The following is a 23,083-nucleotide window of genomic DNA, read 5'->3' as shown; positions in this document are numbered from 1 at the left end:
ATATATAAACGATAATGATTGGAATGATTGAAATGGAAGTGGCAGCAAATAATCCGCCGTAGTCCGTTGAATACTGTCCGTTAAATAATTTTAACCCTACCGCTAACAGTTGTTTCGATTCTGAGTTGATGACTAATTTTATTGATTACATTGGATACGGTCATGACACTCACATTTGCTTCTTTGCCAATATCTTTAAGCGTTACCATAATAAAACTTCACCTTTTCAACTATTTATTTAAATTAGGAAATGAAATCATACCTTCCCCATATTCATCACTATTATATTATACAACGTTTCCATCACTTTAACAGTGGGTCGAGGTTCGGATACTTTTGAACCAGTTTTGTTCTGGTGGGTCGGGGTTCCGGTTCTTTTGAGCGGGTCAAGGTTCCGGTTCCTTTGGCCCAATTTGGGGGAAGTTGGATCGATTTCGGGTGATTTTGTTACATAATTCAGGGAAAGTTAGACAGAATTCGGGTAAATTACTCAGGAAAACGGGTAAATTCACATGTAATTCAGGGAAAATTGTGTTGAATTCGGGGAATTTGGTCATGAATTCGGGTAAACTGGCACATAATTCAGGGAAAATTAAGCCGAGTGGGACGAGGTTCCGGTTCCTTTGGTCCAATTCGGGGAACGTTGGATCGATTTCGGGTGATTTTGTTACATAATTCAGGGAAAGTTAGACAGAATTCGGGTAAATTACTCAGGAATTCGGGTAAATTCGCATGCAATTCAGGGAAAATTGTGCTGAATTCGGGGAATTTAGTCAGGAATTTAGGTAAATACATACGTAATTCAGGGAAACGTGCTTATAATTCAGGACAAACTGGGACGAGGTTCCGGTTCTTTCAGCCCACTTCCAAAATTTGGTGGGACAAGGTTCCGGTTCCTTTGGCCCACCCTCCGGTTCCTTTGGCCCACCCTCAAGGTTCCTGTCCCCATTAAAAAGCCCAAGGAGTTATCCTTGGGCGCTCAAATTTAAATGAATTGCTTCCGGTTTCTATAATATACGAATAGGATGAGGCTTACCATCATAAGTAACATTCCGATAGCAAGCAAGTTTCCATTCTCTGTTGCAGTATTCGGTAGTTTATTATTTTGATCATCTGCTCCAGAGGTTTGTTCACCATCTTTAGAATCCTGCTTATCTCCGGAATCTTGGTCCTCACTTGGCGTTCCAGGGGATTCATCTTTACCTGGATCTTGACCGTTATCTTCTTGTCCGAGAGCAATGATTCTTCCTTCAACTGTAGGAATATCTTGTCCAGTTTTAGCAAGGTATTGCAAGTATTCGCTTAAAACTTCGTAGTCAGGAATGTCAATATTTGTCATTCGACCTTCTTCGGTTGCTTTTGCCAGCATTTCGTAACCGTCCCCACCTTTTGCAATAAAGGAGTTCGTGGCTACAAAATACGTGGCGTTTTTGTCGATTGGAACATATTCTTGATCATTACTTTGTGCAATCGATAAGGAACTTATTGACACGCTGGCATTTGAAACGTTTTCTCTATTTTTAACATAGACGGAGATCACTCGTTCGCCAACTGGTTTTTCCGGATCAAAGGTAAACTTCAAACCAGATACATGTAAAAATCCTCCGTTTGTTTCAGGATATTTGCTTACGCTATGTTCTAACGCTTGCCAAATTTCTTCACCGGTTAATTCCATAAACACGAGGGTGTTATTAAATGGCATGACAGTACGGACTTCACCCATCGTTATTTCTCCAGCGTCGATGGATGCTCGAATTCCTCCGCCATTTTGCAATGCTATAGTTACCTCTGGTTTGAATTGTTGCATTTTCCATACCATGGCGTCTGTAATTAAGTTTCCAAGATTCGTTTCCTTTGATCGTACGTCTTCTCTTTCACCGTCTAAAGCAACCTTTGTTTCTCCAACAACTTCTTTGAGTAATTCCTCTAATCCTGCAGTATACTCGTCAACCTTTTCTTGAAGTGCAGTATCTTTTTCATATTCTTCCAAATTGAGTAATTCTGCATCGTGATTGATGATAACCCCATTTTCATCAAAAGTGACATCCAGTTTCCCTAAATAATTTAAGTTGTCGCCTGCTTGAACGATGATTGTAGGCTCAGCTTTTTCATCAACTAAGACACCTTCAGGAAGATCCGTATGGCTATGTCCGCCGACGATAATATCAATTCCTTCAACGGATTTTGCCAATTCTAAATCGCTCTTATAACCTAAATGAGTTAAGGCAATAATTTTGTCAATTCCCATATCTTCTAGTTGTTCTACAGTTTCGCTTGCCTTTTCAATAACATCATGGAAGACGATTGATTCACCAGGACTGGATATCGAAGGAGTTTCTTCTGTCGTTAACCCAATAATACCGATTGGCTCTCCATCAACATGTTTTACAACTGCCGGGTAAATTTTTCCACCTTCACCTGGTAGTCCGATATTCGCTTGTACGTATGGACTTAAATTCGAGTCACTAGAGAAATCGATGTTTGAACTAACAAACGGGAATGCTGCATCTTTTACAAAGTTACCGAGAACTTCCGAACCGCTGTCAAATTCATGGTTTCCGAATACCATAGCGTCAAACCCAATTGTGTTCATAAATTCAAGATCAGCCAATCCTTCATAAACGGTATAGTAAAGGGTTCCCGAAAAAACATCCCCTGCATGTAGCAATAAATTATTCGGGTTTTCTGCTCTAATTTCTTGAACAGCAGTAGATAAAAATGGGAATTGCTCCACATGGGCGTGGGTATCGTTCGTATGCATAATCGTCAAATCAAAATCTTCTTCTGGTAAAATGGGATCTTCTTCATCAAAATTCAATTGGGCCAAAATTGGATCGTGATCGGATGCTCGTCCATGAGCTTCCATATATGCGGAGTTCAAATGAACAATGTCAACTTCCGCATCGTCTGCCAAGTTATGGGTGACTAAAATATGATCCAAAACTTGGGAATTCCCTTCGTAAATATACGTATATCGTTTTTTAAGAGGGACTTTATTTACTAAATTGACTAAAATATCATCTTGTAAAGCTTTTACCGGGTTGGAGAATTGAAAATCATTCAAGTCTCCCATAACAACCACATTTGCATTCGGATCTTCTTCAAGAATGTCATCGACGAATCCATTAACTACTTCGGCGATTTGCATCCGTTGAATTTCACTTTTCAATGTAGGTGGTTGATTAATACCGAATAGCGGATCGTCTCCACCTTTTGAATTAAAGTGGCTATTGATGATGATAATGTCTTCATCGTTAAAGGTAAATTGTGCAGCAATCGGTTTTCGGCTGTCATCAAAAGCAGGGTTGGTCGGATCGATTCTTCCTGGGTTCAATGTTAATGAACCATTGACAAAATCAACGGCCTCTGTTGCTGTACCTCGTTTTCCATCAACAAGTTGTACACGATCGGGATTATATAAAAATCCTACCCGAATATTTCCACCAGGTTTGCCACCGTCCATTTTGTCCTCTGGAGCAATATCAGCCCAATCGTATGTCGGTCCGCCGGCAGCTTCAATGGCTGAAATGAGTGCTTCATAGTTTTCATCTGCTTCCGTCGTACCTGAATCCGCAGGTCCGTCATTATCTTGCATTTCGACTAAACCAATAATATCGGGTGAGTTTAAATGATTGACAATCGAATTGGCAATTTTCGTCGTTTTTTTATCCAAACCTTTATAATAGTTTTCAATATTATAAGAAGCAATTGTTAAAGAATCTTCATCACCCTTTAATGTGGTAACGGGAAGGGTATATTCTCTTTCAATAAGTTCGGGTAAATCTTCTTCGTCTGTAAGTATTTTAAAATTGCTAAAATCGAAGGATAAAACACCAGTTACCATACCATCGAATTGATCACCAGTTTTTGCTATAAAAGCGTTATTGGAAATATCAATAAATATTCTTTCAGGATTAGCTGTTTCTTCCGTTAATAATATTCCACCTACATTCGTAAACGCTTTCTCTTCATCTATTTTTGCTAAAACAGGAATTTCACCATATTTTTGTGGCCCGACTACAACAGGATCTTCCACAGAAACAAGCATACCTTCTAATGATTCATAATAATCAATCGCATCTTCCTCTGGGTCAAATATGGCAAAAGCGTCATTATCGATTACGTCCGTTGGTGGATCTAAAACTACCGGTTCTGGCAACGGTTGATCAGATTTTTCAACCGTAATATTTGATGCATTAATTTCTGTAACCGGTAGATCGACATCTTTTTTACTACCAATGATGACCCATTCTTTGACGGTTCCACTAACTTTAACTAAGTCGCCAACTTCTACAGAATGTCCGCGCCCAGAATAAACTAGAATTCCTTCAGATGTGTTCGGATTGTCATCAGGAACGACTGATTGGATAAAGAAATTTTTATCATCTTGGACGAAAGTGACAACTCCTTCAACGTCCTTAACTTGTTGATTTTTGTAAGGGGATGTATGACCATCGCCTTGAATTTCACTTATGCTTGGACTTGGTATAGGAGTTGGAATAGGATCTTCAACATCACCAGGAGGTTCTTCCCCATCTAACCACATTTCGGAGGGAGATTTTAATCCCGGTACGCCAAAGTATGCTGTCAATGTTCCTGTAATAAATACTTTTTTACCGAGATATTCTGGGTGATCGACTAGGTTAAAATCATTTCGAATATCTCCCTTTGGTAGTTGCACGGGTAAAATTTTATCAGGATCCGTTTCATTCGGATCATCGGCTAGGGCTAAGTTTGTTTCGACTGAGAAAGGTTCTTCCGTTTCAAAATTAGCCCAGCTTTTAACCGTTCCAATAATATAACCGGTTACAGTACCTGTTCCGCTATTGTTAGCAATCGCTTCTTCTACGGAAATCGCATCTATATCTGATGCATGTGAAATGTTTTGGAAAGGGATAATGTAGTTTAGTAGTAATGCAAAAATAGCTGCTAAAATTAAACCGCGATGTTTTATGAATCTCATCATTTCTCCTCCTGAAAAATGGTGTGATAATCCCGCGACTGGTTGACAAATGATCAGCTAGTTCTCATTCTGGCCTGAACCGCATAAACCACCCCCAAACCAAGGAAATGATGTATCGCCTAGTTGCTATCCCCGAATTATTTTATCATGAATTTCCAGAAAGGAATATAATAAATATAGAATTTTTATAAAATTATATTATTCGCTTAACAAAAAATTTAAAATTTCTTCATATTTGTAAACGAGAAGTGGGTCGGGGTTCCGGTTCTTTTGGCCCACTTTGGGGGAAGTTGGATCGATTTCGGGTGGTTTTGTTAGAGCGGGTCAAGGTTCCGGTTCCCTTGGCCCACTTTGGGGGAAGTTGGATCGATTTCGGGTGGTTTTGTTACATAATTCAGGGAAAGTTAGACAGAATTCGGGTAAATTGGCACGTAATTCAGGCAAACATGCCCATAATTCAGGGAAAAATGTGCCGAATTTGGGGAATTTGGTCAGGAATTCGAGTAAACTGACATGTAATTCAGGTAAATGTACCTATAATTCAGGGGAAATTGGGGTCAAGGTTCCGGTTCTTTTGGTCCAATTGGGGAATTTGGTCAGGAATTCGGGGAAACTGACACGTAATTCAAGTAAACGTGCTTATAATTCAGGGAAAATTGTGCTGAATTCGGGGAAATTACTCAGGAATTCAGGTGAACCCGCATGTAATTCAGATAAACATGCCTATAATTCAGGAAATTTGCCCCATCCGGTTACTTCAGTTCGAAGGGTGGGTCGAGGTTCCGGTTCCTTTGGTCCACTTCCAAAATTTGGCGGGTTGAAGTTCCTGTCCCCTTGACCCAGTGGCTAAAAAATAGTACGATATGATTAAGTTTGGAATTGCAAGCGTTTCCATGCGCAATTTATGCAAACGTTTGCCCGATAAAAAAATAAACAATGTTAATTTCATAATCTAATATAATTTTTACCCTCTGATGCAACCGGTTGCACGAATTTTTATAATTTGATTGCACCAATTTAATTTTTATGTTCACCCATTACCACCTCAACTTTCGCTCTTAGTGTACTTTTAGAAAGAAGCGTTGAACAAACAAAACCGAATACCCGTACTTCACGAGCAAATTGATTCGCGAAAGTTGAGTTTATAAAAGGATCATTTGGAAGGAGGGATCTTTTCATCATTTAACAAATAGTATCTTCTTACACTTTAGGACCTAGTTTTAGACGAGAAGGAGTGAAAATTTTGAAAGGACGTATTAAGAAATTTATCGTTTTTTTAACAACCTTTTTACTTATTTTTTCGACTAGCAATCTTACTTATGCTTCTAGTAATTTAGCCGAAACATTATCATTAAATTCCGATCAGGTCACAGACATTCCAGAAAATACATTACGAATTCACTATCAACGTACAGATGGAAACTATGAAAATCTTGGTCTATGGTTGTGGGGCGATGTGGAAATGCCTTCACAAAATTGGCCAAGTGGGGGTACTCCGTTTATTATTGATCAACAGGACGACTACGGTGTGTATCTCGATATTCCAATCAAATATAATGCAAAAAATATTGGATTTCTCGTACTAAATGTGATTACTGGTGACAAAGATGGGGGAGATAAAAGTTTAGATCTTTTCCATCCCGGGATTAATGAAGTTTGGATTAAAGAAGGATCAGACGATGTATTTATTGTCGAACCGGTTGAACTCCCTGAAAATACCATTCGAATTCATTATCAAAGAGGAAATAACGAATATGACAACTGGGGGATATGGACATGGGGTGATGTAGAAACACCATCAGAATCGGTCGACGGTTGGCCAAATGGTGCCTTTGATGCGGATGGAGTAGGAAAGCATGGTGCCTATTTCGATATTAAGATTAAAGAAGATGGAAATGAAATTGGATTTTTATTTGTAAACAAGGCAACATCAGAGCAAACACAAGATTACAAACAGACACTTCCAATTCCAAATACGGACCAAATTTTTATAAACGATGGAGATGAACACGTGTATACAAACCCATACGGAACAATTCCAACCGAATTAATATCCGGTGAACTTTTATCGGAAAATAAAATCCAGTTATTATTTTCGAAAACAGAGGATTTGACAAAAGAAAGTCTATTAGAAACGATCGTTGTTAAAAATAATGCAGGCGATCAAATGAATGTAGAGGATGCGGTTATTTTAGACGAACAAAAGGTGCAATTGATTGGTCAATTTCCATTAGAAGGTCAACCGTATACGATTGCATTTGGCGACTATATCATTCATGCATCAGGTAGCTGGAAATTAATCGATGAATTATACGCCTATGACGGTGAACTTGGACCAACCTTAAACAAAGATGGGAGCGCTACCATTAAATTATGGTCGCCCAAAGCGGAACAAGTTTCCATTATTTTATATGACAAAGATGACCAAAACAATGTCGTCATGGATGATATTCCAATGACACTTGGTGACCGAGGTGTATGGGAAGTTACGTTAAACAAAGACAACACCGGTTTGGAAAATTTGAAAGGGTATTATTACCATTACAAAATTACCCATAACGGTGAAACGAAAATAGCCCTCGATCCATATGCGAAATCATTAGCTAGATGGAAAAACCCCGAATCCGGTGGGACAGATCCTTTTGCAAAAGCTGCGATTGTGGATCCATCGGCAATTGGACCTGAATTAAATTTTGCCAATATTAATGGGTATGAAAAAAGGGAAGATGCGATCATTTATGAAGTACATGTTCGTGACTTTACATCGGACCCAAGTATTGAAGACGAGTTGAATGCCCAATTCGGAACATTTTCTTCTTTTATTGAAAAATTGGATTATCTCCAATCATTAGGTGTCACCCATATTCAGCTTCTACCGGTTATGAGTTATTACTATGCGGATGAGTGGAAAAATCATGAACGGGAATCGGAATACTCATCTCAAAACAACAATTACAACTGGGGATATGACCCACAAAGTTATTTTTCATTAAGCGGCATGTATTCGGAAAATCCGGATAACCCAGAACTTCGAATTGAAGAATTTAAAACGTTAATCGATGAGATTCATAAACGAGGAATGGGAGTTATTTTAGACGTCGTATATAACCATACGGCAAAAATGGAATTGTTTGAAAACTTAGTGCCGAACTACTACCATTTTATGGATGTAAATGGCAACCCGAAAGAAAGTTTTGGTGGAGGACGATTAGGAACGACCCATAAAATGACGAGAAAATTGTTAGTTGACTCAATCACCTATTGGGTTGATGAATTTAAAGTGGATGGTTTTCGATTTGATATGATGGGCGACCATGATGCGGAGACGATTCAACTTGCCTATGATGAAGCAAAAAAATTGAATCCAAATATTCTTATGCTCGGTGAAGGTTGGCTCACGTATACGGGAGATGATAATGAACCTCATCAACCGGCTGATCAGACATGGATGCAGTCTACGGACAGTGTCGCAGTTTTTTCCGATGAAATTCGAAACGAACTGAAATCCGGTTATGGAAGTGAGGGACAACCCCGATTTATTACAGGTGGGGCAAGAAATATTCAAGTGATTTTTAACAATATAAAAGCTCAACCAGGGAATTTCGTAGCGGATGATCCGGGGGATGTGATCCAATATATTGCTGCACATGATAATTTAACGTTACATGATGTCATTGCCCAATCGATTAAAAAAGATCCCGAGTATTATGAAGAAGAAATTCAAAAACGGATTCGTCTTGGGAACTCATTAATTTTAACTTCTCAAGGAACAGCATTTCTCCATGCTGGGCAAGAGTATGGTCGTACAAAACAATATCGAGTGAATACGGATACTCCTCCATATAAGTCTACATATATGACAGATGAAAACGGGAATCCATTTGTTTATCCGTATTTTATTCATGATTCTTACGATTCTTCCGATGCGATTAATGCCATCGAATGGGCAAAGATTACGGATCAAACAACATATCCGTTACACACAACGACAGCTGAATATACGGCGGGGTTGATTCAATTAAGAAAATCAACCGATGCTTTCCGATTAGGGGAAAAAGATCTTGTTGATCAGAACGTTTCGTTAATCAATGCACCAGAGATTCAAAATGAGGATTTAATTATCGGATATCGAAACGAAGCGACGAATGGAGATGCATATTACGTATTCGTGAATGCAGATGATCAACAACGTACGCTAACTTTAAGTGAAGATTTAACCAATGGAATCATTTTGGTAGATGATGATGAGGCGGGCACTGAAGAAGTTTCTGAACTAACAGGTGTTATTTTGACGAAAGATCGTATTACAATTGACCCGCTCACAACTGTAGTTATTAAAATGAGTGCGGAAAAGAATAGTGAAGAACCAAGCAATCCTACAAACCCTGATGGTGAAGAATCGACAACGCCAGATGATCAAGACAATAGTGGAGACCAACCGTCAGAAGAAACTAACAATCCAGATGATAATCAATCAACGCCTTCGGATGACGAGGATCAAACTGGTGAAGATTCATCTGAAAAGCCAACAAATTCAAATGGAGAAAACCCAACCAGTGGAACAAGTAATGAGAATCAAGGTGACAAATCGTCTGACAATGCGAAAACACCTAGGGATGCAACAACGAAAAATCAATTACCAAATACTTCAACAAGTTATTATAATTCTCTGTTGGTAGGAACGCTACTTCTACTTGTAGCATTTTCTATTCAATCTTTCTACCGCAGAAGAAAAATATAAGTGGGTCGAGGTTCCGGTTCTTTTGGTCCACTTTGGTGGGTCGGGGTTCCGGTTCTTTTGACCCATTCCCAGAAAATGGTGGGTCAAGGTTCCGGTTCCCTTGGCCCACTTTGAGGTTCCTGTCCCCGGAGTGGGTCGAGGTTCCGGTTCTTTTGACCCATTCCCAGAAAATGGTGGGTCAAGGTTCCGGTTCCCTTGGCCCACTTTTTTGATCTGCTCCCCCGGGTCAAAGTACCTGTCCCCTTGACCCACCACTCATACCTATCAATTCCATATATAAATATATATAATAGAAAATAAGAAAATGAAGACGAATAAGGATGATTTTTGTGGAACTACCGATGAAAAAAGTGATTGAAGCGAGCTACTTAACAGCTGATTCCGCAACTCAATATCGGACGATTTTGCGCTATTTTTATCGTCAACATGAGCGAATGCGGGATTTTATTAGTCCGGAAGAGATCTTGGAATATTTACGCTCTATTCCCGCCTTCCATGATTATGAAGAAGAACAACTTCATCAGCAATTAGCCCAACTAGTAAAATGGAACAATTTAATTGCAAGACAAGACATGACGAATGCAAAAACGGTGGAGGAGTACAAAAAGAAACGTTTCCGCTATCAACCCACACCTTATACGATTGAAATTGAACGGATGCTCGTGTCCTTAGAAAAAATGACCGGTGATAATTTTCAAGGGTCACTAGAGCGTTCCCAGTTTGAAAGGCTTCTTCAAGCATTAATCAATTTGCAAAATGAACTCACCACTGATCTGACGAAAAGTCCCGAATATTATATGCGTCTGTGGGATGACGTCTTTCGCTACTTCCAGACGATCCGTACGAGTACAGCAGATTATATTGCCTATATAAATAGTGAGAAAACCGATCAACGTATGCAAACGGAAGCGTTCCTCGTTTATAAAAATCAATTTACAGCGTACTTAAGGGATTTTATTGTATCGTTACAAAAAACCTCATTGCAAATTCAAGAACGATTAAAAGAAATGAACAAAACTAAATTGGAAACATTTATTGCCAAACTCATCGAACACCGACAATCGATTCCCCGTTTGGAAGACGTGTCTTCCTCCATTGATGAATGGAAGTCTGAATACGAGGAATTATGGGCAAGTCTCCGTCAATGGTTTCTAGGCACGAGTACCCAACAAAGTGAACTAGAAATTTTACAGACACAAACGAATGAAATGATTCGAAGGATTACTCGATATGTTCAACGAATTAGTGAGCGGCAACAACATTTTCGTAGCCGGATGAATGATTATTTACACTTGGCAAAATGGTTTTCGGAATGTCGTACGATTGGTGAAGCCCATCGACTAAGTTCTGTCGTCTTCGGTGCGATAACCGTTAAACATCTCCACCTAGTAGAAGATACAACGGATAACATGTATGCAGATGTTTGGGACGATGATCCGGTCATGTTGACAATCAAACCGAGAACAAATCATTATCGAGAAAAAACAAAACCAGGTGCAGCCATTTCAAATGTTGAAAAAAAACTGAAAGAACGGCAAAAATATTTGAAAGAACGAAAAAAGGAAGAACAGCTAATCATAAAATATATGAAAAATGGAATGATCCAATTATCTGAACTTCCAATGGTAGAACCTTTTATTCGAAAATTATTGCTAGGATGGATAACGAAAGCAATGCAATCGGAAAATCGAATCGTGAAAACGGATTATGGAATGGAAATAAAGGTTACGATCAATAAAGATAAAATGATCGTACTGAAATCGGAAGACGGGGAATTGACGATGCCCGATTGTATATTTGAGCAAATCTGAGTGAACAACAATTTTTCTCTTTAATTATGTTGAAGAAAGACTTGCAATAAAAAACGATACGAAAACCGCATCGCTTTCTCAACTTGCTTAAGGTAAAAATAGAATTCTCGAAAAAAATACAAAACGGTAAATGAATTTGATTTATCGAAAAAACTAATCGACGATCACATTGAAAAACAAAACGGGCATTGGAAATGGGAAAACAGACGATCCGCAAACTTCAAAATATAGATACGTACGAAAAAACTTAGCATCACAAAGAGGAGGATTCCAATGGCGGATGTATCCTTTCATTTTGACGAGAAAGCCATTCAAGGATTGGACTTATTATTCAATCATTACTGGATTTTACGGAGTGAGCATCCGGAATGGTACAGACTTATTCGGGAACGGGAGAAAGTATTACGCAGATATATTTCCGATAAATTTGGGTTAAAACTTATCATCCATCAACATTTTATCAAATTAGAAAAAATTCCGGTGGAGCCTGAGGGATGGATGGGAATACAAGAATTTCAAGAACCGATGGACTATGCGATTTTCTGCACAGCGCTGGCTTTTTTAGAAGGGAAATCCGCTGACGAACAGTTTTTGCTTTCAGAACTAAGTCAAGAAATCCAAGCGAACTATCCCGGTGAAGACGAATTAGATTGGACATTATACATTCATCGAAAATCTTTGATTCGGGCGATTAAAATATTAATAGAATTTCATCTTATCAAACAAATTGATGGAGATTTATCGAAATACGAGCGGGACGAACAACAAGAAGTGCTATACGAAGCAACGGTTTACAGCCGGTATTTTATGCGTTCATATCCCGATGATTTTTCTACCTTTACAAGTTGGGAAGACCTAGTAAAGGAAGATTGGAAATTGATGCAAGAAGATGAAAGACGGAAAAGGGTATATCGAAAATTGTTTTTCTCACCTGGTGTGCAACGATTAGACAACCAAGATCCCGACTTCCTATATATACGTAATTTCCGTAATCGGTTAACAGAAGATATTCAAAGCCATAGTCCGTATCACCTTCACGTATATAAAAACACCGCTTTTCTTTCCAATTCGGAACCGAAACAATATCAAACTGTATTTCCGGATGCGAAAGGGCAAACGGATGTTATTTTACAACTATCGAAATATTTACACGATCATAAAGAACAGTTCAAACCTCAAGAAAACGGAGAAATCGTATTGACGGAAGGGGAATTGAACCAAATTCTCGAGGAATTGCGTGACTCTTTTGGAGCTGGTTGGACGAAGTATTTACGAGAAAACACGATGAACAACGTCCGAATCGAAGTTTTAAACATGTTACAAGATTGGATGATGGCTGAAGTGGATGATGAAACATCACTAATCAAAATCAAACCGTTGATGGGTGTTTTGGCTGGTACTTATCCGGAAGATTTTTTAAAAGGTGGGAAATAAGCGATGAAAAATGCGAAATGGGTTCCAAATCGGGCAGGATTATTCAATTTTTGGTATTACGATGATGAAATTCTCCCTTTTTCAGAAGGAAAAATGTTGTTAAGGGGTGCGAACGGTTCAGGAAAATCGGTAACGATGCAAAGTTTTATCCCCATTTTGCTAGATGGAAAAAAGACACCGGATCGGCTCGACCCATTCGGTTCTCGGGCTAGGCGAATGGAAGATTATTTAATCGGAGAAAAAGAAGTCGTCGATCGAGATGAACGGACTGGCTATTTATTCATCGAATATAAAAAGGAAGCGACTAATCAGTACATGACGACTGGAATTGGTATGCAAGCGAAACGAAATAAAGGATTGAAGTCTTGGTATTTTATAATTAAGGATAACCGTCGGATCGGGATTGATTTTTCATTATATCAAAAACAGTTTGGTGAAAAAATTCCCCTCTCAGCCAAAGAATTGGAAAATCGCATTGGGGCAGGAGGATTTGTCGTCCACACGCAAAAGGAATATATGGAACTGGTCAACAAATATATTTTCGGATTTTCCTCATTGGAAGCCTTCGATGATTTAATTAAATTATTGATTCAACTGCGAAGCCCAAAGTTATCTAAAGATTTTAGACCGACCGTTATTTATGAGATATTGGAAAGTGCCCTTCCACCTTTAACCGATGATGAATTGCGCCATTTGTCCGATACGATAGATAACATGGATCAGACGAGACAGCAGTTGGAGCAATTGGAAAGAGAATACGCATCTGTTCAACGGTTGAAAAAAGTATATGATTCTTATAACAAATTTATATTTGGTGAAAGGGCGAAACAATGGTGGCAAGCGGAAGAAAAAAAGAAAGCCGCCGAAGAAAATGTCCGCCATTTAGAAAAGCAAGCATCTGATTTGCAATTGGAAATTGAGCAACTAGAAAACGAACAGATCCGTTGGGAGCAAAAAAAATCCTTCATCGAACAGGAAAAGGAAAATTTATCAAATCATGAAGTATGGTCTTTGGAGAAAAGAAAAGAGGATAAACAAAGGGAAATCAACCGTCAGCAAGAATATATTCTCCAGTTGGAAAAGAAACAGGATGAATTGAATGAAAAACTTCGAAAAGCTTGGAATGAACGACAAGAAAAAGAATCATCCTTACTTCACTTAACAAAAAGGAAAGAAAATTTATTAGATGAGTTGGCAGATGAAGGACAACTGGCAGCATTCTCTCAGCACGAAATCAATGAAGAAAGTTTCCACAGAACAGCGCTTACCGATTTCGATTTCACAATATGGATCAAAGAGGCGAAGGAACATCAAAAACTTTTAAATGAAATGGGAAGACGTGTGGAACGCATCGAACAACTTCATGAAAGACATATTGAATTGCAACGAAAATCATCGAAACAAAAATTTGTCGTCGACGAATTACAAAAGGAAAAGGATCATTTGGAACAATGGTTTGAAGAGGAACATCAAAAGTTAGAAACCGTAATTTTCCAATGGATTGAAGACCATCCAAAATTGGAATTTGCACATACGGAAATACAGCATCTTTCCCGTTTAATCCAAGGCTTATACGAAGAAACCCGATTTGAAGAAGTTCGGGAACGACTGTATAAAGCCATCCTTACTTACGAAGGTAATGTAAAAGGAGAATTGGATGCGACCGAACGGAAAATGGAAGAAAAGAAACGGGAAATTGAAGAAGCAGAAGAAGAACTTCAGCGGATTAAATCGCAAAAGATGTTGGATCCGGAAAGGAGTGAAGGTACGGAACGATTCCGAACAAAATTGCAAGAAGAAGGAACAAACTTTTTACCCTTTTATGCTGCCGTCGAATTTCGGGATCACGTAACGGAAGATGAACGGGAACGCATCGAATCTACTTTGAAACGGGTCGGTATTTTAGATAGTCTAATTACCGATACGGATGTTACACCTGAAGAAGACGCGGTTTTTATTCCAGAACCGAAACTACTCGGATATACGTTAGCTGATTATTTAATGCCAGATTTGGATGAAAATAGTTCTATCTCCAGTGCCAAAGTCGATGAAGTGCTCCGGAGCATTCCCCTCGATCGAGATGAAACAGGATTCCATATCGATGTGGACGGTACGTATTCCATCGGTTGTCTTGTTGGACATGCACCCTTTGACGGACCTGCGAAGTTTATCGGACGCAGCTCTCGAAAACGACATCAGCAAGAACAAATTCGTATTTGGTCAGAAAAAATTGCTGAATTGGAAAAGGAATTGGCTCAACTGGAAGAGATTATTAGCGAGCTTCAGTCGGAATTAAACGAGATTGGACAATGGAAACAGGATTTACCAAAGGATGATTTTTTACAAGATCTTTATCGGCAAATATCTCATAAAAAACAGGAAATCGAACTCGCTCAAAACAAACTTTCTGAAATTGATGACGAATGGAAAAAAGTTCATGCTAATTGGTCTTCTGAGAAAAAAGCGTTAAAAGAGATGGGCCGCCACTTGAATATCGTTTTGGAAAAAGAACCGATTACAAAAGCATATGAAGCGGCAAATATGTATTTGGATCGACTATACGAGCTAAGAAATGTAGCGGTTCAAATTGTGTCCATCGAAAGTCAGTTGGATTCGATTCTCGAACGGATTAAAGAATTGGAAGAAGATTTGGATAAAAACAAAGGAGAACAAAATGTTAAAACAAGTGAAATTTATTATTTGAAAGAGGAAGTCAAATCCATTGAAAGACAATTGCAAATGAAAGGAATCGATGAAGTACGAACTCGTATTCAGCAAGTATTGACCGAATTGAAAGAGGCGGTTGAGCAGTTAGAACAAATTCACAAAACTATTCCTAGACAAAAATCGAAACAAGAACGCGTTCAGGAAAAATTAGAGGAAGCACGTACGGATTTTCGTTTTTGGGAAAATATGACCGATGCTTGGCGATTGTTAGTTGAAAAAGAAAAGGAACGGAACTTTTTCGATGTGGAAATCGATAATCCGAAAACGTTGTATGAAGCCTTTGAAAAAGAATATACGAAATATGAGAAGGCGAAGATTTTGGAACTTTTGACAAAATCGTATTACAGTGAACAAGATTATTTAACCGAATATCGAATGGTTGAATATATGGAAGAGGTGGAAACACCCGATTGGTTCCGAGAAGATTTTGGCGTACAATACGAACCGCTTATTGCCGAATGGAAAAATAGTAAAGGCAGGAAATTAATTGAGCTCGATTATTTTGGTATGAGGGTCAGTCCCTATTTTGTCGCAAATCAACTTGAAGAAGAATTGGAGAAAGAGCGAAATCTATTAGACGAACAAGATCGACAATTATATGAAGATATTATTTTAAACACTGTTGGAAAAATTTTACGCACCCGGATTCAGCGGGCAGAATTATGGGTAAAACAGATGGATCAAATTATGAAGGAACGGGATACTTCATCAGGATTAACTTTTTCAATCGCATGGAAACCATTGACTGCCGATTCGGAGGATGAATTGGATACAAAGGATCTCGTTCAACTTTTACAACGGAATAGCAAATTTTTGAGTGAAGAGGATTTGGAAAAAATCACGAAACATTTCCGATCGAGAATTGCCAAGGCAAAGGAACTGATTGAGTTACGGAATGAAGGAAATACGCTCCATCAAGTGCTGAAGGAAGTATTGGATTATCGGAAATGGTTTACTTTTATTTTATATTACAAAAGGGCCGGGGAACCAAAAAGAGAGTTGACAAATAATGCCTTTTATCGCTTTAGTGGCGGTGAAAAGGCGATGGCCATGTACATTCCTTTATTTACAGCAGCTTATTCTAGATATAAAGAGGCAGCTGAGAGTGCACCATATATTATTTCCCTTGATGAGGCTTTTGCCGGGGTAGACGAAAACAATATTCGAGATATGTTTGAAGTCGTGGAAACACTTGGATTCGATTATATAATGAATTCCCAAAGTCTCTGGGGGGATTATGATACTATTAGTAGTTTATCCATTTGCGAATTGATTCGACCGAAAAATGCCGATTACGTCACCGTTATTCGTTACCACTGGGATGGAAAAAAACGAACGAGAATTGAGGATACATTTGACGAAGAAATATTCAGCGAGTCGTAATGTTGTTTGAAAACCAGATGATAGTAGAAATACGGGTTGTGTACGAATTGTACGAAATAAAAATAAGCATGAGATTTGAAAATCGTCGTGTTGTTCAAGGGGGGTAAGTAGTCGTTCGTATTGGGAATGAAAGATAGATGTTCCGAATATTTCATTTAGCGGAGAAAATAGGAGCGAAGTACGAAATAAAAACATGCAGAGAATCTAGTATGTTGTTTGAAACTGAAGGGATGAGGCGGATTTACGAAAATATAAATAATGATTGTAAAAAATGGGAACAAGTAGGGTTTTTGTCATCGTCGTGTTATTTGATTTTAGCAAATGATGATGGGGTTGGAGAAAAAGTGGAAAGATCTGTTTAATATGAAAGGGAAGAAAGAACTAATGGACAGAAAAATTGATCATAAACTCCAAGTATTTCTGGAAGAACCAGGGTTTATGAAATTATTCGCCTTGTTTAAAGAAAAATATCGTTCTTTGGGACGAGTCGGTGGATCTGTTTCTTTAAAAGGATTTGCCGATGATGAACTGGAGGCCATCGCTGGATTTTATGGCATATCGAAGGCAAAACTTTCTCAAAAAGGTACCGTATCCTTACAAGCCTTTGAAAAGGAATTAGCGAAAACTAGCTTTTCAGAATATACATTGCTCGACATTATGGAAAAAGTACTCGGTGAAAAAATCATCTCCAAAAAAGAAGAACGTCGATTAGAACACGAAAGGGAAGAAGCGTTTATTCAATCCCTTTTGGAAGAGATTCCAGGTGCACATTGGTGGTTACAAAGGCTTGCTGAAAAAAGTCCAGATACGCGGTGGATTTGGTCCCTATACAAGCAAAATGATGAAGATTTGTATGAAAAAATCATTATGGCATACCGCGCGTTCACTTATCTTCCAAAACAAGGGGAGTTTGAACGATTACCTTTCTTTTCTGAACGAGTTTCGGGGAATCCCCATTATTTTGATAGTCAAAGAACGGCAGGAAAACTATTGCACCATATGTTATTTGTCGATCAGCTTCGAAAAGGTAACAATCGGATGACGATGCCAAAAACAGTGGAAGAATTAAATGATTTATTGGCAGAATACGGTATTTTTCGCGACGATCTTTGGAATTTCGTCACTTGTCAACAATTACTGGCATCAACAGAGGAGGTCCATCCGGTCTGGAAAGCAGCTTGTGAGAGCAGAACCGTTATGAACGTTCCGATGAAGGAATTAATGAAGGTAGATAAAATTTGGCCTATACATGGAAATACTGTTTGGGTAGTGGAAAATTCAGGTGTTGCATCTATGATGATGGATGCACTTCCTAAAGTCCCAATCGTTTGTACTCATGGTCAAGTAAGAATGGCCGGATGGCGATTGTTAGATCTCATTGTTCAATCCGGTGCAACTATCTTTTATTCAGGTGACATGGATCCAGAGGGTCTATTAATTGCAGATCGAATGAAAACCCGTTACAAAGATAAAGTCATCCTTTGGAAAATGGAAAAACAAACGTATTTAAACTATCTTTCAGAAGAGGATATTGCCGATCGCTTATCGAAACTGGATTCTATACGAAATTCAGAGTTGTTTGAATTGAGGGATGTGTTGAAAGAACAAAAGAAAGCCTGTTACCAAGAGTCTTTTGTCAATGAATTAAAAAAAAGCATAGAAAATTACACCCACAAATAAAGGGGGTGGGTCGGGGTTCCGGTTCTTTTGACCCACTCCCAGGGTGGGTCGAGGTTCCGGTTCTTTTGACCCACTCCCAGAAAATGGTGGGTCAAGGTTCCGGTTCCCCTGGCCCACTTTTTTGATTTGCTCCCCTGAGTTGAGGTTCCTGTCCATGGTTCAAGGTTCCTGTCCCCTTGACCCACTTCGGTTCCCCTGGCCCACTTTGAGGTTCCAGTCCCCGGGTCAAAGTACCTGTCCCCTTGACCCATGAAGTAAACGAATGATTCGTCCGATTTGTTCTCCGGTTCTTTTTAAATTTTCTTTTGTGGTACATGGTTCCATCGCTTTCTCCAAATCCATAGGGCCAGGGATGATCGAAAAATAGGCGTCGATTCCTTGTTCGTGTAAACGTTGGTCTGCTTTTCGAACATCACCTGCTATTGCAACAACGGGAACGCCAAATCGTTTCGCCAGTTTTGCAATGCCTGCAGGGGCTTTCCCAAAATTGGTTTGATTGTCCAATTTCCCTTCTCCAGTAATGATCAAATCCATTTTACTAACCGTTTTTTCCAAACGAATTTGATGAAAAATTAACTCCACACCTGGAACGAGTTTTGCTTGTAAAAATCCGGCAAATGCTGCACCTAATCCACCAGCGGCACCAGCTCCAGGAATCGATTGGAGATTAAGATGAAATTGGTCCAAAACGATTTTGGCAAAATGTCGTAAACCGGTATCGAGTCGTTTTACTATTTTTACATCCGCCCCTTTCTGCGGACCAAATACATATGCTGCTCCATTTTCTCCATAAAGTGGGTTATTCACATCACAGGCAACAAGAAAAGAGCCTTCCTTTACTATTTGAAAAACGTTTCGATCATTTATATGAGCAACCTTCGAGAGGGACTGTCCCCCTTGACCAACTTCGATTCCCTGTTCATCATAAAACTGAAATCCTAACGCTTGTAGCATTCCGATTCCCGCATCATTTGTAGCACTTCCACCTAAACCGATTATAAATTCATTACAACCATTTTTAGCGGCATCCAGAATCATTTCCCCGACTCCGTAAGACGTTGTGTACAGAGGATTTCGTTTTTGTTTTGGAACCAGTGGAAATCCGCACGCTTCAGCAATTTCGATCACAGCTGTTTTTCCATCTCCTAAAATACCGTATCGGGCTTGTACCTTCTCTCCGAGGGGCCCCGTAACTTCCACTTGTTTATAAACCCCATTTATTCCTTCAACGAGGGCTTCTACCGTACCTTCTCCTCCATCGGCAATTGGCACTGTGTGTACCCGAAAATCGGGATCTGCAAGCAGTAATCCTTCTTTCACTACTTCATTTGCATGTTTTGAAGAGATGCTCCCTTTCAAAGAATCTAAAGCGACTAAAATGTCCATATGAAAAACCTCCAATTTTAACGATCCAAATTCACTGTTATAATAAGAGAGGGGTGTTGAAAATGCAATTTCATGAACGGGTTCAAAAATACGAGTATAAATTGAATGATACAGATGACCAAATTATTGAATATATATTGAATCATAAAAAGGAAATAACTACACTGCCGATTCAAACGTTGGCAAATCAGTTGTATACGGTTCCAAATACAATTATGCGACTGGCAAAAAAACTCGGTTATGATGGATTTTCCCATTTGAAAAATAGTTTGAAAAATGAATTGGAAAATGATCAACAGGTTGTCCAAAGCAGTTCTTTTTCCTACATACAAAAAACCTTTGAACTCATTGATCATGAACTTCTTTCAAATGCAGCAAAACTAATGAAAGAAGCGAAACACGTCCTCCTTTTTGCAGTCGGTGATAATGTAGACTTTTGTTACCAGTTAAAAAGAAATTTACAAGTTATCGATCAACCTTCCTATTTTTCGGTCCATCGGCATGAAACCCTCTATTATTTAAAAAAAATGGGTCCAAAGGATGTACTTTTTTGCATTAGTTTATCGGGAAAAACCCCCCTTGTGCTGGAAATAGCAGAAGAAGCGAAAAAAAGAGGTGTACAAATCATTTCTTTAACCCACTTTATTCGCAATCCCCTCCAGCAAATGGCAGATATCCCATTATATTGTTATGCACCTAGAAAGGAAATGAATGGATACAATATTACAGATCCAAGTCCTATAATGGTTGTCCTATATGCATTATCTCAAATTATTTGGACAACTTATTGATTAAGTGAAAAAATACACAGGAAAAAAATATAACTCTAATTTTTTTGTTTAAAAATAAGAAGAATCCGTTCTTCTTCTTTTTTTTTGTTAAGATATGAGCGAATAATGAACCCATTTACAAGGCAGGTAATAAATGAAAACGCTTATAGGGAAGGGGATTCGAATGGAATTAAAGTCATTAACTTCACCTGACTTAGTTTTTGTTGATGAAAACTTTAAATCAAAAAATGAAGCGATTTCTTTTTTAGTAAACAAGTTATATGAAAATGGGAAAGTGACTTCTGAAAAATCGTTTTTCCAAGCGGTTTTGGATAGAGAAAAATTATCTCCAACAGGATTTGAAGGCGGATTAGCCATTCCCCACGGAAAATCAAATGTTGTAAAGGAAGCAAGTTTTGCTGTAGCCACTGTAAAACAGCCGATTACGGATTGGGAAAGTATTGATCCGAATAATCAAGTGAAACTTATTTTTTTACTTGCAATTCCAGAATCAGAAAGCGGAAGTACCCATTTGAATGTGTTGTCTGAACTTGTCACTAGATTGACGGATGAAACATATAAACAACGGCTTATTTCTTCGAAAGATCGGATGGAACTTTTTAACAATTTGGATGCAGACGAGGTAAAGGTTACGTCCAATGAAATGAAATTAAATAAAACGATTTTAGCTGTTACTGCTTGTCCTGCTGGAATTGCTCACACGTACATGGCAGCGGAGGCCCTTGTAAAGGCTGGGAATGAACTCGGTGTGAAAGTATTCGTTGAAAAACAAGGGGCAAACGGGATTGAAGATCGGCATTCGGCAGAACGATTGAAAATGGCAGATGCGGTTATTTTTGCAAATGATGTGGCCATTAAAGATGAAGAACGATTTAGCCATTTGCCTAAAGTAAAAACAACGGTTGCCACCCCTTTAAAAAATGCAAAATCGTTAATTGAAAAAGCTGTTAAGTTATCAGAAACCGAATCGAAAGGGGAGTACAAATCCACATCGAATGGTGAAGGGATGGAAGATTCGGGTAAAAAAACATGGCAGATAGAAATGAAGGATTCACTATTAACCGGAATTTCGTATATGATCCCCATCATTATTGCTGGTGGAATGACGCTAACCGCTGCCGTATTTATTGCACAAGCCTTTGGACTTCAAGATCTTTATCAAAGTGAAGGATCGTGGCTTTGGTATTTACGACAACTAGGCGGAGGACTACTCGGTCAGTTAATGGTACCAGTATTAGCAGCATACATGGCCTACTCCATTGCAGATAAACCTGCTTTAGGACCTGGTTTTGCAGCAGGTTTGGCGGCGAACTTAATTGGAAGTGGATTTTTAGGCGGGATGTTGGGTGGTTTACTTGCTGGTTATTTTATGAAGTGGTTAAAGAAAACGGTTCAACCAAAAGGGACGTTTGCTGGATTTGTCAGTTTCTGGATTTATCCGGTTGTCGGTACCCTTGTAGTAGGTTCGATAATGTTACTTATTGTTGGTGAACCATTAGCGTGGATAAATGTGAGTTTAACGAATTGGTTAGACGGTTTATCCGGGACATCGAATGCATTAATTTTAGGAGCAGTAATCGGTGCAATGGTTTCGACGGATTTAGGGGGACCGGTCAATAAGGCAGCCTATGCGTTTTGTATTGCATCGATGGCGAATGGAAATTTTGTCCCCTATGCCACATTCGCATCCGTAAAGATGGTCTCAGCCTTTTCTGTAACGGGGGCGACAGTTTTAGGAAAAGAATTATTTAATAAAGAAGAAAAAGAAATCGGTAAACAAACATGGTTACTCGGTTTAGCAGGAATTACAGAGGGAGCGATCCCGTTTGCTATTAGTGACCCGTTACGTGTATTATCTTCTTTCATTATCGGTTCAATGGTAACGGGGGCAATAGTTGCTTATTACGGAATTGAGTTAAGTGTACCTGGAGCGGGTATTTTCTCATTAGGTTTACTTGACGGTCAACCGATTTTATTAGCTGGACTCATTTGGCTTGGTGCAGCATTAATTGGTGAGTGGGTTAAAGGGACGGGAACTTTGACCCACCAAATTATGGAAATGGCCATGGATCAAAGTAACGGAGTGGGTCAGAGTGGGCCAAAGGAAACGAGTGGGCCAAAGGAACCGGAACCTCAAGTGGGTTAAAGGGACGGGGACTTTGACCCA

The 23,083-nt window shown here is 38.9% G+C and carries 10 protein-coding genes; 7 read left to right on the top strand and 3 right to left on the bottom strand.

What is annotated here, in order from left to right; all coding sequences use genetic code 11:
- Positions 1 to 80 precede the first annotated feature (80 nt).
- Together OE105_RS13965 and OE105_RS11055 are read right to left on the bottom strand one after the other, a co-directional pair.
- Positions 81 to 209 carry a LacI family DNA-binding transcriptional regulator gene (locus OE105_RS13965; protein ID WP_420842528.1) on the bottom strand — a complete coding sequence of 43 codons (129 nt, stop codon included), beginning with the start codon at positions 207 to 209 and terminating at the stop codon, positions 81 to 83.
- A gap of 776 nt (positions 210 to 985) precedes the next feature.
- Positions 986 to 4,963 carry a 5'-nucleotidase C-terminal domain-containing protein gene (locus tag OE105_RS11055; RefSeq protein ID WP_275420235.1) on the bottom strand — a complete coding sequence of 1,326 codons (3,978 nt, stop codon included), beginning with the start codon at positions 4,961 to 4,963 and terminating at the stop codon, positions 986 to 988.
- A gap of 1,243 nt (positions 4,964 to 6,206) precedes the next feature.
- Here OE105_RS11055 and OE105_RS11050 point away from each other — a divergent pair.
- From OE105_RS11050 to OE105_RS11030, 5 genes are all read left to right on the top strand, one after another.
- The gene (locus OE105_RS11050) at positions 6,207 to 9,704 is read left to right on the top strand and encodes a pullulanase (protein WP_275420234.1); all 3,498 of its coding nucleotides are present in this window, start codon (positions 6,207 to 6,209) and stop codon (positions 9,702 to 9,704) included.
- Between the two features lie 329 nt (positions 9,705 to 10,033).
- Entirely contained in the window at positions 10,034 to 11,515 is a 1,482-nt protein-coding gene (locus tag OE105_RS11045; protein WP_275420233.1) for a TIGR02677 family protein, read from the top strand.
- A 273-nt stretch (positions 11,516 to 11,788) separates the two neighbouring features.
- Positions 11,789 to 12,949, top strand: a complete 1,161-nt coding sequence (locus OE105_RS11040; RefSeq protein ID WP_275420232.1) for a TIGR02678 family protein — start codon at positions 11,789 to 11,791, stop codon at positions 12,947 to 12,949.
- 3 nt (positions 12,950 to 12,952) lie between these two features.
- The gene (locus OE105_RS11035; RefSeq protein WP_275420231.1) at positions 12,953 to 17,059 is read left to right on the top strand and encodes a TIGR02680 family protein; all 4,107 of its coding nucleotides are present in this window, start codon (positions 12,953 to 12,955) and stop codon (positions 17,057 to 17,059) included.
- 384 nt (positions 17,060 to 17,443) lie between these two features.
- Positions 17,444 to 18,739: a TIGR02679 family protein gene (locus OE105_RS11030; protein ID WP_275420230.1), complete on the top strand. Its 1,296-nt coding sequence runs from the start codon at positions 17,444 to 17,446 to the stop codon at positions 18,737 to 18,739.
- Between the two features lie 225 nt (positions 18,740 to 18,964).
- Here OE105_RS11030 and OE105_RS11025 read toward each other — a convergent pair whose 3' ends face one another.
- The gene (locus tag OE105_RS11025; RefSeq protein ID WP_275420229.1) at positions 18,965 to 20,125 is read right to left on the bottom strand and encodes a glycerate kinase family protein; all 1,161 of its coding nucleotides are present in this window, start codon (positions 20,123 to 20,125) and stop codon (positions 18,965 to 18,967) included.
- A gap of 62 nt (positions 20,126 to 20,187) precedes the next feature.
- On the opposite strand from OE105_RS11025, the gene OE105_RS11020 reads away from it, so the two are divergent.
- Positions 20,188 to 20,916, top strand: a complete 729-nt coding sequence (locus OE105_RS11020; RefSeq protein ID WP_275420228.1) for a MurR/RpiR family transcriptional regulator — start codon at positions 20,188 to 20,190, stop codon at positions 20,914 to 20,916.
- A gap of 163 nt (positions 20,917 to 21,079) precedes the next feature.
- Positions 21,080 to 23,062, top strand: coding sequence for a PTS 2-O-a-mannosyl-D-glycerate transporter subunit IIABC (gene mngA, locus OE105_RS11015; protein ID WP_275420227.1), 1,983 nt, complete (start codon positions 21,080 to 21,082; stop codon positions 23,060 to 23,062).
- The last annotated feature ends 21 nt before the right edge of the window (positions 23,063 to 23,083 follow it).

The organism is Fervidibacillus halotolerans (assembly GCF_026547205.1).
GTDB lineage: Bacteria > Bacillota > Bacilli > Bacillales > Caldibacillaceae > Fervidibacillus > Fervidibacillus halotolerans.
This window is presented reverse-complemented; position numbering and strand designations above follow the sequence as displayed.

Bases quoted from the DNA above. Each gene is read 5' to 3' on its own strand.
- OE105_RS11025 (WP_275420229.1), bottom strand. From the start codon at position 20,125: ATGGACATTTTAGTCGCTTTAGATTCTTTGAAAGGGAGCATCTCTTCA.
- mngA (WP_275420227.1), top strand. From the start codon at position 21,080: ATGGAATTAAAGTCATTAACTTCACCTGACTTAGTTTTTGTTGATGAA.
- OE105_RS11035 (WP_275420231.1), top strand. From the start codon at position 12,953: ATGAAAAATGCGAAATGGGTTCCAAATCGGGCAGGATTATTCAATTTT.
- OE105_RS13965 (WP_420842528.1), bottom strand. From the start codon at position 209: ATGGTAACGCTTAAAGATATTGGCAAAGAAGCAAATGTGAGTGTCATG.
- OE105_RS11055 (WP_275420235.1), bottom strand. From the start codon at position 4,963: ATGAGATTCATAAAACATCGCGGTTTAATTTTAGCAGCTATTTTTGCA.
- OE105_RS11040 (WP_275420232.1), top strand. From the start codon at position 11,789: ATGGCGGATGTATCCTTTCATTTTGACGAGAAAGCCATTCAAGGATTG.
- OE105_RS11030 (WP_275420230.1), top strand. From the start codon at position 17,444: ATGGACAGAAAAATTGATCATAAACTCCAAGTATTTCTGGAAGAACCA.
- OE105_RS11020 (WP_275420228.1), top strand. From the start codon at position 20,188: ATGCAATTTCATGAACGGGTTCAAAAATACGAGTATAAATTGAATGAT.